This window comes from Kitasatospora sp. NPDC088351, assembly GCF_040685575.1.
In the GTDB taxonomy this organism is placed as follows: domain Bacteria; phylum Actinomycetota; class Actinomycetes; order Streptomycetales; family Streptomycetaceae; genus Kitasatospora.
On the sequence record NZ_JBFBIL010000085.1, the window covers coordinates 15,039 to 28,990 of the forward strand.

General features: G+C 73.2%; 11 protein-coding genes. 4 read left to right on the forward strand and 7 right to left on the reverse strand.

The genetic code is table 11. The features are described 5' to 3' along the window. Positions 1-525: 525 nt before the first annotated feature. The 4 genes from AB0P06_RS34420 to AB0P06_RS34435 all read right to left on the reverse strand — a co-directional run bounded on the left by AB0P06_RS34420 (position 526) and on the right by AB0P06_RS34435 (position 5,623). Complete coding sequence (locus AB0P06_RS34420; RefSeq protein WP_363614496.1) at positions 526-1,866, reverse strand: hypothetical protein; 1,341 nt, start codon at positions 1,864-1,866, stop codon at positions 526-528. A 652-nt stretch (positions 1,867-2,518) separates the two neighbouring features. Next, entirely contained in the window at positions 2,519-3,310 is a 792-nt protein-coding gene (locus AB0P06_RS34425) for a DUF1963 domain-containing protein (RefSeq protein WP_363614498.1), read from the reverse strand. Positions 3,311-3,413: 103 nt separating this feature from the next. After that, positions 3,414-3,923: a hypothetical protein gene (locus AB0P06_RS34430; RefSeq protein WP_363614500.1), complete on the reverse strand. Its 510-nt coding sequence runs from the start codon at positions 3,921-3,923 to the stop codon at positions 3,414-3,416. A 194-nt stretch (positions 3,924-4,117) separates the two neighbouring features. Then, positions 4,118-5,623 carry a PLP-dependent aminotransferase family protein gene (locus tag AB0P06_RS34435; RefSeq protein WP_363614502.1) on the reverse strand — a complete coding sequence of 502 codons (1,506 nt, stop codon included), beginning with the start codon at positions 5,621-5,623 and terminating at the stop codon, positions 4,118-4,120. Between the two features lie 239 nt (positions 5,624-5,862). On the opposite strand from AB0P06_RS34435, the gene AB0P06_RS34440 reads away from it, so the two are divergent. The 3 genes from AB0P06_RS34440 to AB0P06_RS34450 all read left to right on the forward strand — a co-directional run bounded on the left by AB0P06_RS34440 (position 5,863) and on the right by AB0P06_RS34450 (position 11,482). Further along, a complete protein-coding gene (locus tag AB0P06_RS34440) occupies positions 5,863-6,180 on the forward strand; it encodes a trypco2 family protein (RefSeq protein ID WP_363614504.1) in 318 nt (105 codons plus the stop codon). A gap of 2,667 nt (positions 6,181-8,847) precedes the next feature. Further along, complete coding sequence (locus tag AB0P06_RS34445; RefSeq protein ID WP_363614514.1) at positions 8,848-10,902, forward strand: tetratricopeptide repeat protein; 2,055 nt, start codon at positions 8,848-8,850, stop codon at positions 10,900-10,902. Between the two features lie 136 nt (positions 10,903-11,038). After that, positions 11,039-11,482, forward strand: a complete 444-nt coding sequence (locus AB0P06_RS34450; RefSeq protein ID WP_363614506.1) for a chaplin — start codon at positions 11,039-11,041, stop codon at positions 11,480-11,482. A gap of 143 nt (positions 11,483-11,625) precedes the next feature. On the opposite strand, the gene AB0P06_RS34455 is transcribed toward AB0P06_RS34450, so the two are convergent. Beyond that, the gene (locus AB0P06_RS34455) at positions 11,626-12,033 is read right to left on the reverse strand and encodes a universal stress protein (RefSeq protein WP_363614516.1); all 408 of its coding nucleotides are present in this window, start codon (positions 12,031-12,033) and stop codon (positions 11,626-11,628) included. A 591-nt stretch (positions 12,034-12,624) separates the two neighbouring features. Between AB0P06_RS34455 and AB0P06_RS34460 the strand changes: the two genes are divergently transcribed. Continuing rightward, the gene (locus tag AB0P06_RS34460; protein ID WP_363614508.1) at positions 12,625-13,014 is read left to right on the forward strand and encodes a transglycosylase family protein; all 390 of its coding nucleotides are present in this window, start codon (positions 12,625-12,627) and stop codon (positions 13,012-13,014) included. A gap of 107 nt (positions 13,015-13,121) precedes the next feature. Here the strand turns inward: AB0P06_RS34460 and AB0P06_RS34465 are convergent, their stop codons facing one another. After that, positions 13,122-13,601: an NUDIX domain-containing protein gene (locus tag AB0P06_RS34465; protein WP_363614510.1), complete on the reverse strand. Its 480-nt coding sequence runs from the start codon at positions 13,599-13,601 to the stop codon at positions 13,122-13,124. Positions 13,602-13,609: 8 nt separating this feature from the next. After that, positions 13,610-13,864 carry a hypothetical protein gene (locus AB0P06_RS34470; RefSeq protein WP_363614512.1) on the reverse strand — a complete coding sequence of 85 codons (255 nt, stop codon included), beginning with the start codon at positions 13,862-13,864 and terminating at the stop codon, positions 13,610-13,612. Between the last annotated feature and the right edge of the window lie 88 nt (positions 13,865-13,952).

Here is a 13,952-nt window from a genome sequence, read left to right on the forward strand (position 1 = left end):
AGATTCGCAGGGTGGCCGCCGTTTCCGAAGGCCCATCCGGAACCCTAGATCAAAGACGCCCCGCCGGACCGGTCCATGCAGAAGGTGCCGCCCGATAGGGTGAATATCGGCCATGAAGAGGTTGGAATCCCTCGGCCTCCTCTAGACAGATCTTCGAATCCCCGTGCATGCGAATCGCCCGCGCGCCGGAACGCCCCCTTCCGCTCGAACGACGAAACGGCGAGGCCCGCGGCCCACCGGGGGGCCACGGACCCAGGGAACGTTCGTTCGACTCTCGAACAGATGCACACATCTCGCAGGCCGACGCTCGGAACGGCGCCCGGACCAACGCCGACTCTCCGGCGGACCAGGACGGCTGTTCGAATGGGGCGGCCGCAACCGGCCGTCCCGGGTGGCCTGTTCGTCGTACCGCGCGACGGAGCAACGGGTCGGGGCAGCCAGGGAACGGAGCGGGGCGTGCGGGTGCCGCTTGTCGGCCGACTCGCACACGCCCCGGCCCGTCGGTTCCTCCGGTCCTGCCTCCGGTCAGCTCCAGGTGCCGCCGTTACCGAAGGGGAACACCGTGTCCGCCTGCCCCGCATACGCACCACTCAGCGCGAACGTCACACTCGACGGACGGTAAATGCCGTACGTACTACGCCCCTTGGCACTCCAGTCACCCACGATCGGCAGATCACCCGCCTGACCGAACACCGCCGACGACACCGAACCGTCGTCATGCCGCAACGCGAACGTGTTCGTCGACGGACGGTACACACCCATCTGCGCGTGACCCACACCGTCCCAGTCACCCACCACCGGCACATCCCCCGCCTGACCGAGCACCGCCGACGACACCGAACCGTCATCATGCCGAACCGTGAACGTGTTCGTCGACGAACGGTACACCGCCATCTGCGCATGCCCGTTCGCATCCCAGTTCCCCACCACCGGCACATCCCCCGCCTGACCGAACACCAACGACGTCGAACCACCGTCGTCATGACGCACCGCGAACGTGTTCGTCGACGGACGGTACACACCCAACTGCGAATGACCCACACCGTCCCAGTCACCCACGATCGGCACATCCCCCGCCTGACCGAAACTCACCGTCCCATCCGCAGGCCCCGCCGAATTCGAGATCCGCAACCCCCACACCCCGTCCCGGAACACCCCCACCGTCGTCGACGACGACCCCGGCCAACGCCCCGCCACCGGCACATCACCGCTGTACACCGGCGTCGTGGGGGCGACCGGGTCGTCGATCACACTGTTGTTGCGGACCGGGCCGAACGTGCCGTGACCGGAGAAGTAGGGGTAGGGGATGGTCCGGTGATGGACGCCGGATCCGGTGAACTCGTATCCGATGTAGGAGTTGTGGTCGCTGTCGGCCCACTGGTCGAAGATGACGATGTGTCCGGCAAGCCCCGCGGCGTTGTTCAGCAGGGCGTCGCCCGGCTTGAGGTCGTTCTTGCTGCCGAGCCAGGACGCGACACCACCGGGGACGAAGCTGGTGGTGTCCAGGCCGGGAGTGCCCAGCTTCCAGGCCATCGAGGCGTAACCGGAGCAGTCCGTTCGGTAGCCCTGGAAAGCGCCGCTCCCGTTGTAGACGAGGTTCTTGCCGACCCATGTGTCGGCGCGGGCGAGGACCTGGGAGCGGGTGAGAACCGGAGCGGCGGCCATGAGCGAGTTCTGAGCCTCGATCGGGGTGCTCGGCCCCTGGCCGGCACCGCCCTTGTCGTAGTGGTCGACCACGACGGGGGGCGTGGTGTCCGCCGTCGGGCCCGGCTGGGCGTTCACCGGGGAGGCACCGAGGGCGAGGACGGACAGGCCGGCGGCGAGCAGGACGGAAGCGGCGCGGACTGTGGAACGCGAAACGGACACAGTTGTCTCCATGACTGGACGCGGTTGAAAGGGGTGCATGCACTGAAGTGGTGCAGGGCACACGCTCGGGGGTGCCGTCGGGCCGGCGGCGCGGTCGTGGCCGCCACCTGGGTCAGAGCCCTCGCGAAACGGGACGGACAGGGATCGCCGCACGCCTGCCCGACCGTCCCCGGTCTGCGGATACGCGGCTTCCGGAGCGTCGTCCCGGTGCGCTGGGCGGCTGCCCTGCAGGAGCAGCCGATCGGGCGGTGTGCCGGTGACGGTGGGGGCGGGTGGTCAGCCCCAGATCATGTCGTCGGAGGGGAGTGGGGTGACGACCGCGGCGGTCATGGTGGTGACGGTACGAGGCATGGAACGGCCTTCCCTGGCACGACGGGCAGTCGGATCCGGCTTCGCGTCCCGCGGTGACGCTTCGTCCGGCGGGCCGTCGGGGTGTTGCTCCCCGGCGGCTGTTACCAGCTTCGTCGCCGCTCAGGGCAGGCGGAAGGCTCCCAGGGAGGACGGAAGCGTCCTTGGACCGTTCCGGCCAGAGACGCTGAGGAGTACAGCTGAGGAGCACATGGGTCGGGCCTGGTGAGCGGTACCGCGGGCTCGCCCGGGGGTAGGACGCCGCCCGTACCGCAGCCGGATCAGCGACGCGGACGGTCGCCGCTCAGGCCACCTCGAAGCCCTGCCGGACGCGGTCGAAGCGGCCCGCCGCCAGGTCCTCGTCGGTGATCCAGAACGACACGTTGACGGTCTCGCCCCAGTCCGCGCCCGCCGCCGAGCCCTCGACCTGGAGCAGCGGGCGGTGGCCGGTGGGGCGGCCGGTGTCGGTGTCGCACCAGCCGAGGACCCGGACGTCGGGCCGGGGCAGGTGGTCGCGGAAGTCGGCGGCGAGGTCGAGGGCGATCATGAAGTCGTCCGGGAAGAGGTTCTCCAGCTCGCGGTCCTGGTAGGACGGCGCGGAGAGCGCCCAGTGGGCCCGGACCTCGACGGCCGGCAGCACGGACGCGCCGGCCCCGCTCGCGGGGGCGGGCCCGGGCGGGGCGTCGGCGGGCACCCGCAGGACGCGGCAGCCGTGGCCGCTGAAGTCGGCGAAGCGGTCGTCGTGGAAGAACAGCAGCAGCCCGTCGGCGGGGAGCGGCCACCGGCCGCCGTGCCCGGTGGTGCGGAAGGCCTCGGCCAGTGCGGCGCAGTCGAGCCGGGCGAGCAGTTGCATCGGCCGCCCGGCGGACTCCGGCCAGTCGGTGCCCGCCGGCAGCACGGGCCGTCCGCCGAGGTGCCCGGCCCGCGGGCCTTCGGGGCCCTGCGGACCGGCGTGCAGGGCGAGCGAGGGTCGCAGCAGCCCGTCCACCAGCGGGGCGGTCCGCTCGTCGGCCCGCTCGCGGATCGCCGCGTGCACGGCGTACGGCATCGGGGTCGTCAGGGCCCCGGCGGGGTCGGTGAGCAGCGGTTCGGCCATGGGCGCAAGCCTGCCATCCGGGTCCGACAATCCACCCGGACAGCCCGTCAGGTGCCGGTACGGGGGCGGCCGGCACCTGACGGGGGTTCGAGGGGGGCGGGGCTCAGGAGCAGGTGACCTCGTTGCCGGGGACGTTGAGGATGCCGGAGTCGCTGGCACCGCCGGACTGGTACTCGTAGTAGATGTACGTGTAGAAGTCGATCCGTGCGCCGGAGCCGCAGGCCGAGTCGGAGGCGATGGCGTAGGTCAGCGTGACGGTGGTGCTGCCGCCGGCCGCGACGGGCACGGTGTGGTGGACGATGCCGGTGGTGGCACCGGTGTCGCAGGCGCTGACGTTGCCGCCGCAGGCCGAGAACGCGTACTTGAGACCGGTGAGCTGGGTGGTCGCGTACGTCGGCTGGATGGACTGGTAGACGAACTGCACCGGGGTGTTGTGGGGGTTGGTGAGGGTCAGGGTCAGGGTGACCGAGGAGCCCGGGGTCGCCGTCGCCCTGTCGGCGCTGACGGCGAGCAGCGGGGTGTCGGCCTGGGCCGGGGCGGCCGAGAAGAGCAGACCGACCACGAGGGCCAGGATCGCGGCAAGTCCGAAGCGGCTCACATGTGTTCTGCGCATGACCATGGAGCGTAGGGCGCGGTGCCGCCTGCGGCGCCCGCCTCCGCCCCGGCCCGTACTGGCATATGACAGCGGAGCGGACGCGGCGGGCCATTGCGTACGCTCCGCCCTCCCGCCGCGCCGTCCGGACGCCTACCCTCCGCCTCTACCCGGACGGCTGCCGCCACCCGGGCCGGCGGGCGCCCGGCCCCGGCTCAGACGGGCGGCGGCAGGATGTCGCACAGCGCGGCGAGGGCGGCCGGGTAGGCGTGGTCGGGCGGGGTGGCGTAGCCCACGACCAGGCCGTCCGCGGCGGGCGTGGTGTCCGGGTCGGCCAGCGGGTGGCGGTAGTCCGCGAGGCCGTCCACGGCCAGCCCCCGGTAGGCGGCGGCCTTGAGCACCGACCGCTCGGTGCCGGGCGCGAGCCGGAGCACCGCGTGCAGACCGGCCGCGATCCCGGAGACCTCGATGTGCGGGGCCCGGGCGGCGAGGGCCACGACCAGTTGGTCGCGGCGGTCCCGGTAGCGCCGGCGCATCCGCCGGACGTGCCGGTCGTACCCGCCCGAGTCGATGAACTCGGCGAGCGTGAGCTGGTCCAGCGCGCTGGCCCAGGCCTCCCGTTCCCCCTTGGCGGCGAGCACCCGGTCCACCAGGTGCTCGGGCAGCACCATCCAGCCGAGGCGCAGGGCGGGGGTGAGGCTCTTGCTGACGGTGCCGAGGTAGACGACCCGCTCCGGGTCCAGCCCCTGGACGGCGCCGACGGGCTGGCGGTCGTAGCGGAACTCGCCGTCGTAGTCGTCCTCCAGGACGAGACCGCCGCGCCCGCGTGCCCAGTCCACCACCGCCGCGCGCCGGGCCGCGTGCAGCGGCCCGCCGGTCGGGAACTGGTGGGCGGGGGTGAGCAGCGCCGTCCTGACATCCTGACGGTTCGTCAGTTCACCGACCCGTGCGCCGTTCTCGTCCAGCGACAGCGGCACGGTGGCCACCCCGGCGGCGGTCAGCAGCGCCCGGTGGAAGGAGAGCCCGTACGCCTCGACGGCCAGCGGCCCGTCGACCCGCCCCGGCAGCACGGCCCCCGCGCCGTCGAAGAGCAGTCGCAGCGCGTGGGCGAAGCCCGAGCAGACGACGATGCGGTCCGGGTCGGTGCGCACGCCCCGGGCGCGGGCCAGGTAGTCGGCGAGGACGGCGCGCAGCTCGCGGCGGCCCTGTGGGTCGCCGGGCCCGAAGGCCTCGTTGGGCGCGGCGGTGAGGGCCCGGCGCCCGGCGGCGAGCCAGTCGGCCCGGGGGAAGGAGGCCGCGTCGGGCTGGCCCTGGCGCAGGTCGTGGGCGGGCCGGGGCGGCGGCGACGGCCGGCGGGTCCGGGCCGGGGTGACGGGCTCGGCGCGCTCGGCGACGGTGGTGCCGGAGCCCTGGCGGGCGGTGAGCCAGCCCTCGGCGACCAGTTCGGCGTACGCGTCGGCGGCGGTGTTGCGGGCGATGCCGAGGTCGGCGGCGAGCGAGCGGTAGGGCGGCAGCCGGGTGCCGGGGGTGAGCCGGCCGCTGCGGATCGCCTCGCGCAGGGCGGCCATCAGCGCGGCGCGGCGGCCCCCGGCGGCGAGTTCGAGGTGCAGGTCGCTGCCGGTCTTGCGCGCGGTGGCGGCCCTGGGCGCGGTGCCGGTCCGGGGAGTGCCGCCGGTCGGGCGGGTGTGTGTCCGGGGGTGCCCGACCGGGGTGTCCGTCATGATCACGTACCCTACCGGGCGGGTCGTGACCGGCCGCCGGCCGATACGGGCCGCGGGGCGCGGACCAGCTCGGCCGGGCAGAGACCGTGTTCCGATCCTGCGCTATTCCTCCCCCCGGGCCGGTCCGCGCCGGTAGCATCTCGCCCGCCCGGGAGAGTTGGGCTCGAGGCGGGACCTGCGCGCAAGCCCTCCGCCGGGATGTCGTGATCGCCGAAGGGGTGGGGCTCGTGGAGATCGGGTTGGCAGACGCGGTGGCGGCCGTGCGCGATGAGCTGCTGGAGGCCGCGGCGCGCGGGATCGGCCAGGACATCGCGTTCGCGGTGGGGCCGGTGGAGATGGAGTTCGAGGTCGAGCTGCGCGCGGACGCGAAGGCCAGGGGAGACTTCCGGGTGTGGGCGGTGACGGCGGAGGCGGAGGCCGGGGTCTCCCGCGGCCGCACCCACCGGGTGTCCTTCACGCTGACGCCGCGCACCGCCGACGACCAGGACGTGATCATCCGCGGGTCCGCCCAGCGCCCCAAGGGTCCCGGCCCGGTGGGCGGGCGCATTCCTGGCTGACCCCGCACCGGCGGACACGGACGCGACGAGCAGGTGGAGGGGTCGGGGTGGAACGCGAGCGTGTGGTGACGGTGGAGGGCCCGGACGGGCCCGGATCGGGCTATGTCATCGGCCCGCGGCTGGTGCTCACCTCCGCACACGTCGTCGGCCGGGCCACGACGGTGCGGCTGTACCGCCCGGGCGAAGAACCGCTGTACGACGGCGTGGTGGTGTGGTGCGGTACGCCCGGGGGGCGCGACGACGCCGCGCTGGTGCTCGTGGACGACGGGCGGTGGTACCCGCCCGGCGGCGCGAAGGTCCGCTGGGGGCGCCTGGCCACCTCGCGCCCACGGCAGAAGTGCGAGACCTGGGGCACCCCTGCCGTGGCCCAGCGCCCCGGCAGGGCGACGGAGGCCGGGCAGCAGACCGGAAGGATCAACCCGGGCAGCGGCTTCGTCGGCAACCACTACGTCGTCAGGCTGGACGACCACCCGCCCGAGCCGACCGGCGAGGGGCTCTCACCCTGGGCCGGGCTGTCGGGAGCGGCGCTGTTCTGCGGCGGGATGCTGATCGGGGTCGTCGCCAGTGACATGGCGTACTACGGGCACTCGGCGCTGAGGGCGGTGCCGGCCTATGTGCTGCACCACGACGCGACCTTCCGCGCCGCGTTGGACGAGCACGGCGCCGGCTCGACGGCGCTGGGGCTGGTGGAGTTCCAGGACCTGGTCGAGAAGGAGCCGCCGAGGCCAGCCGGCGGACTGGCCTCTCCCGCGGCCCTGCTGACGGCCGAACGGCAGGTCGTGGACTTCCACGGCCGTGAGGAGCTCCTGCACCGGTTGACCGCCTGGTGCGAGCAGGCGGGTTTCGGCGCCTGGCTGCTCCACGGCCCCGGCGGGCAGGGCAAGACCCGCGTGGCGCACGAACTCGCCCGCCGGCTGGCCCGGCGGCCGCTCCCGGAAGGCTGGACGGTGCTGTGGCCGCGGGCGAACGCGGCACCGACGGACCTGGCCGCGCTGTGGGAGGTCACCGGCCCCCTGCTGGTGGTGCTGGACTACGCGGAGACCCGCCTCGACGAGCTGTCCGCCCTGCTGGCGGCCGCCGAGGAGCACGCCGCGCCGTTCAGGCTGCTCCTGCTCTCCCGCACCGCCGGGGACTGGTGGAACAACACGAAGGCCGCCCATCGCATCGCCGAGGAACTGCTCGACGGCGCTCCGGTGGTCGGGCTCCCCCCGCTGGAAGCCGCGCCGGCCGACCGCCCGCGGACGTACCGGCGGGCGGCCGAGGCGTTCGCGGCGGCGCTGCCCGGTGTCAGCGGACATCAACGGCCCGACTGGCCGGCCCTGGCCCGCGCCCTGCCCGTCCCAGTCCTCGACCGCGCGGGGTTCGACAACGCCCTGACGCTGCAGATGACCGCGCTGGCCGACCTGCTGGACACCGTCCGGGACTCCGCCGACGACCCTCCTGATGCCGCGCCGCCGACGACGACCGGGGAGGCGGCCGACGTCGAAGAGCGCATGCTCGTGCACGAGCGCCGGTACTGGCTGAGGAACGCCACCGCCCATCGGCTGCGGCCACCGCTGACGGACGGGGCACTCGAGGACGCCCTGGCCGCGGCCCTGCTGGTCGGAGCGGACGACCGTGAGCAGGCGGCCGAGGTCCTGCGGAGGGTGCCGAGCCTCGCGGACCAGGGGGAGCGCCGCGAGGCCGTCCGGTCGTGGATCACCGCGACCTACCCGCCGACCGGCCCCGGCCCCTGGGGCGCCCTGCAGCCCGACCGGCTCGCCGAGCACCTCGTGGGCCGGCGCGTACAGGCCGATCACTCCCTCGCCCACCGTCTGGTGCCCGCTCTGGACCGGGCCCGGGCGGCCCGGTTCCTGACGCTGCTCACCAGGGCCGGCGCACACCCGCCGCTCCGCGGTCGGCTGGACGGTCTGATCACCGACCTGTGCACCGGCAGTCCGGCCCTGCTGGGCCCGCCCGCCGTCGACGTCGCCACGCAGGTCGAGGCACCCGAACCGCTGCTCACCGCACTGCACCGGCTGTCCGACGACCCCGATACCCCGTTGTCGGACCTCGAGTCGCTGGCCGACCGCGTTCCGCTGTCCTCCTACCACCTCGCTCCCCTGGCCGTGCGTCTCCTGGAACGGATCGTCGCCGCACAGCGCGCCTCCGGCGTGGACGGTTCCGACCGTACGGTCGCGTTCGCCACCAGACTGCGTGAGCTCTCCAAGCGCCTGATGGACGTCGGAGAGCCGGACCGGGCGCTGGCGGCGGCCGAGGAGGCCGTCGGTCTGCTCAGCCGGGCGGCGTCGCCCCGGACCGCTGCCGCCCGCACCGAACTGGCCGCCGCCTGGAACAACGCCGGCGTCTGCCTTCGCGCGCTGGGGCGGCGGCGGGAAGCCCTCGCCGCGGCGACCGAGGCCGTCGGCATCCACCGGCGGCTGGCCGCGACCGGGATCTCGTCCGACGCCATCCTGTCGAACCACGTACAGAGCCTCAACAGCCTGTCCGACACCCAGCGGCAACTGGGCGACGCACCGGGCGCCCTGGAAACCGGCAGGGAAGCCGTCGGGATCCGGGAGGGACTGGTCCGGAGCGGAAGGGGCCCGGGCCAACCTCGCGCTGGATCTGAACAACCTCGCCATCCACTGCCTGGACACCGGGCAGCGGGAAGAGGCGCTGGAGACGATCGACCGGGCGCTGGAGATCCTGCGGCCGCTGGCCGAGGAACACCCCGACACCTTCCGCCCCGCCCTGGCCGTCGGCCTGAACACGAGATCCAACTGCCTGTCCGAGATGGGGAGATGGGAGGAGGCCCTGGAGGCGGTCCGGCAGAGCACCGCCATCCGCCGCCGGCTCGCCGAAGGGCGCCCCAACGCGTTCGGCCCCGGGCTGGCCATGACCCTCAACACACTCGCCATCGACCTGGCGGCCCTCGGGCACCACGACGAGGCCGTCGAAGCGGGCCGCGAATCCGTCGCACGCTACCGGATCCTGGCCGAGGCCCAGCCCGACGCGTTCCGCGGTGAGCTGGCCATGAGCCTGAACACGCAGGCCAACCAGCTCGCGGACACCGGAGATCCGCACGGCGCCCTCACCCTGGCCGAGGAAGCGGCCGGTATCTACCGCGAACTGGACGAGGCCTCCCCCGGCGTCTTCGCCATGGATCTGGCCATGGGTCTGACCACACTCGCAAGCCGGTTGGACGACGTCGGGCGACACCAGGAGGCCGTGGAGAGGATCGAGGAGGCCGTCACGATCTACCGGTCGCGGCCGGCGAAGCACTCCGAGGCCGTCCGCCCCGACCTCGCGGCGTGCCTGAACAACCTCGGCGTTCATCTTCGCGCACTGGGCCGGGCCGAGGAGGCGCTGGCGGGGATCACCGAGGCCGTCGAGATCTCACGCGGTCTCGCCCGTACCAATCCCCGGGCGTTCCGGCCCGCACTCTCCCGGTATCTGATCCACCGTGTCCTGTGCCTGCGGGACTTGGGCCGGCTGCCGGAGGCCGTGCCGATCGTGCGGGAGGCGGTGGCGGTCGAGTTGCAGGTGGCCGCGCCCGCGCCCCTCGCCCGGCTGCCCGAGTCGGCCTCCCGGCTCAGCTCGCTCTCCGGCGCGCTGACCCTGGCGGGACAACGGCACGACGCGCCCGGTGTGACCAAGGAGGTCGCGAAGCTCCGCCACCGGCTGGCGAAGGACGATCCGCAGACGCACGAACCGGAACAGGCCGCGACGCTCGACCTGCTCGGACGCCAGCTCGCATCGGTCCAGCGGCACGCCGAGGCGCTGGCCGCCGCCCGGAAGGCGGTGACCGTCCGGCGCCGGATCCGGGCCCGCGCCGACACTCCGGCCCACCGGGCCGCTCTCGCGGCGTCGTTGGGGAACCTCGGCGAGTACCTGATGCAGGCCGGGCAGCGCGGCAAGGCGCTGCCCCCGATGAAGCAGGCCGTCCGTCTCTGGCGCGAACTGTCCGAAGCCGACCGCACGGCGCACCAGCCCGTCCCGGCCCTGGCGCTCGTCCTGCTCGGCTTCCTCTTCTTCGGCGCGGGCCGGGTGGACGAGGCGGTGAGGACCGCCCAGGAGTCGGTGGACGCCTGTGACGCTCTCGCCGGGCTCGATCCCGCACACGGCCCGTTCCTGTCCGTCGCGCTCTGCGTGCACGGCGTGATCCTGACCGAGCTGGAACAGCGGGCGGCCGCGCTGCCTCTCCTCGAACGCGCGGTGCGGGCCGCCCGACCGCTCGCCGAGACCGGTCCCGCCCCCTACCGGACCATTCTGGCCTCGGCATTGAGCGGGCTCGCCCAGTGCCTGGCGGAGGAACCGGAGTGGCCCGAGGAGGCCTTGACGTACGCCCAGGAGGCCGTCGCCCTGCTCACCCCGCCGGCCGAGGCCGACCCCCTCGTCCTTGAGGCCGACCTGGCGCGGGCACTGCCGGTCCTGGGCCTCTGCCTGGCCCGGGCCGGACGGCACGGCGAGGCCGCCGGGACCACCGAACGGGCGGTCGAGGTCTGGCGCCGCCTCCGGGACGCCGCCCCCGCCGCCCACGAACTCGACTTCGGCGCCGCCCTGCTCGCGTACGCCAGGGCCCGGCTTCTCCCCGGAGCACGGTCGGCCGAAGCGCTGGCGGCCGTGGACGAGGCGCTGGCCGTATTCCGCGGTTTGGGTGCCACGGAACCCACGCTGGTCGAGCGGCAACAGCGGCTGGCCCTGGAGACCCGAACGAAACTGATCAGGCGTTCGACGTAGCGGCTCTTCGGAGCTGGAGCCGCATGACGGCCCGAGCGGTCCGGCTCCTGCATTGGGGTCGGATTAGGACGCCAATCAGGTGGTCGCTAAATAGGCTCATGACTGGATTCAGGGGCTGCCTGTTATGTCTCCGGACATGACCAACACCAGGAAGTACCTCGCCGCCGTCGGCCTCGGCGCCGCGCTGGCCATCACCTGCGCCGGCCCCTCCTACGCCGGCGACGGCATCGTGCGCGGCGGCCACCACGGCCACGACCACGGCCACTCGGGGTTCGCCCCGTCCGGCACCACCTGCGCCAACATCGGGGAGGGCGCCCACGCCAACGGTGTCGCGGCGGGTTCGCCGGGCGTGCTGTCCGGCAACCAGATCCAGATCCCGATCAGCATCCCGATCAACATCTGCGGCAACAGCATCGACATCATCGGCCTGTTCAACCCGGCCGGCGGAGGCGGCAACGGCGGCGGCGGGAACAACGGCGGGGGCAACAACGGCGGGGGCAACAACGGCGGCGGAAACGACGGCGGCGGGAACAACGGCGGGGGCAACAACGGCGGCGGGAGCAGCGGCGGCAACAGCTGATCCAAGCCCAGGGCCCACCCCCGGCCCACCCGCCGGGTAGGCACCCCGTTCCATCGACCAGAACCCCCAGCAACCCGAAGGGCTGCGACCCCGGCATCGACGCCGGGGTCGCAGCCCTTCCGTCCTGTCCGGTCGCGGGCGGGCTACGGCACCACGGTCACCGGCCAGCGGCCCGCCTTCACCAGGCGGACGGCGACCGAACCGATCACCCGGTGCCCGGCCTGCTCGGAGGCGCCGACGACGACGGCGTCCGCCCGCAGCTCGTCCGCCATCCGCGCGAGGCCGGTGTACGGGTCACCGCGGACGGTCAGGAAGCGCCACTCCAGCTGCCAGACGTGGCTCAGCCGGTGCTCGGCCTCGCGCAGGGCGGCCAGCAGTTCGTCGGCGATCTCCTGGGTGGTCTCCTCCACCACCGCGCCCGCGAGGGCGGTCGCCGCCCCGAGCACGGGCTGGACGTACGCCACCGCGAGGATCGCGTTCTGCCGCCGGGCGAGGCCGGCCGCATAGGCGGTCGCACGCCAGGAGGAGTCCGAGCCGTCCAGCCCGGCCATGATCACCTTGGGCCCGTCCGTCCCCAGCTCGAAGCCGGCCGGCGCGACCGCCTGCTCCGGCTCCTCGACCCCGCCGACGGCCCCTGCATCACTCTCGTTGCTCATGGCCCGAGGCTATTCCGGACACGGCACGTGAGGGGACGGGGCACGACGGGTGAGGGCTGTGGTGCGGGCCACCCCTGGCGGCCGTCGATCTTGGCCGGGAGGGCCGATTCGCACACGGACGGCCGGAAGCCCGTCACGCGGCGTCGACAATGTGGGCGGCCTCACAGCGACTCGCACGTGACGCAGGCCACTTCCAGGGGAGGTTTGATCTTCGAAATAGGGACATTTCGGTCCAAATCAGTACATTTCCTTGATCCATACCCCCGGTAACACCCCTCTGACGTGGCTAAACCTGTAAATCCTTGAAACCTCCACCGGGGCCCCCGTAACTTCGAACTCGTTGCACCGAGCGAAACGCTCCCGAGGGCCTCACAGCCCCGGAGTTCGGAACGGTGCCGAACCACGCGAGTGACGTGATCCCCGAAACCGACGGCCTTCCGAGGGCCTGGTTCCGCGCGCTCGCAGACCCCCTCCGAAAGGAACCCCATGACCTTCCGTAACGAGACTGCCGCCACCACCACCGCCACCAAGCGTCGCAACCGCGTCCGGATGGCTCTGATGGCCGGGGCGCTGACCGCCCTGCCGGTGGCCGGCCTCGTCACGGCCAACAGCGCCTCCGCCGCGCCGGCGTCCGTCTGGGACAAGGTCGCGCAGTGCGAGGCGACGGGTAACTGGGCCATCAACTCGGGCAACGGCTTCTACGGCGGCCTGCAGTTCACCTCCAGTACCTGGGCCGCCTTCGGCGGTACCGCGTACGCCTCGCAGGCCCACCAGGCCACCAAGGCCCAGCAGATCGCGATCGCGGAGAAGGTCCTCGCCGCCCAGGGCCCGGGCGCCTGGCCGATCTGCTCCGTCAAGGCCGGTATGAGCAAGTAAGGCCCTCGGCGCACCGCGCCACGACGACGCCGCCGCACCCGACCGTTCAGTCGAACCGGTCGGGTGCGGCGGCGTTGTGTCGTTTCCGGGGCGTTTCCGGGGCACTTTCAGGCGGCTCGCTGGCCGCGGAGGAGGAGGGGGAAGCGGCGCGGTGCGGTGGTGAGGGCCTCCCGGACGCGGGCGGCCTGGGCGGGGCTCATCACGGCGGGGAGGCGGCGGGGGTCGACGAAGCGGTGGCCGAGCAGGCCGCTGCGGTGCTGGGGCGGGACGGTGATGCGGGCGGCTTCGTGGTCGCTGAGGGTGCCGCCGTCGAAGACGAGGTTGAGGCGTTCGAGGTAGCGGTCGGCGGGGGTGAAGTCGACGGCGAGGAGGTGGGTGGGGCGGCGGTTCAGGCCGGTCTCGGCATGGAGGTGGCGGGCGGCGGCTTCGTGCGGGGATTCATTGGCGCGGGCGCTGCCGCCGGGGAGGATCAGGCCGTCCATGAAGTCCGGGTCGATGAGGAGGACGCGGCCGCGCGGGTCGCGGAGGAGGACGAGGCAGCCGAGCCGGCAGACGGGCGGCTTGGCAAGGAGTCGGGGGTCGCGCACGGTGGGGGTCACCTTCTGGTGCTGGTGCTGGCTCTCGGGTGGGGACGGCGGGTTCGACTCCGGCGGCTCCGTCGGCGGGCCCAGGCCTCGGTCACGTTCATTCCGGTCATGAGGGCGGTGGCGAAGAACAGCCACCAGACCAGGCGGGCAACGGCCGGCTGCCCGGGGTCGACCAGGGCGGAAGCACCGTGGGCGATGCCGAAGGAGGCGAGGAGCACGAGGGCGGCGGCGAGGAGCTCAGTCCTGGTCGGCTTGCCGCTCATGGAGCAGGCCCTTTCGCAGGAGTTCGGTGATCCGCAGGACCTGGGAGGTACGGGCCGAGCCGAGGTTGATCAGGTAGGCACCGGTCAA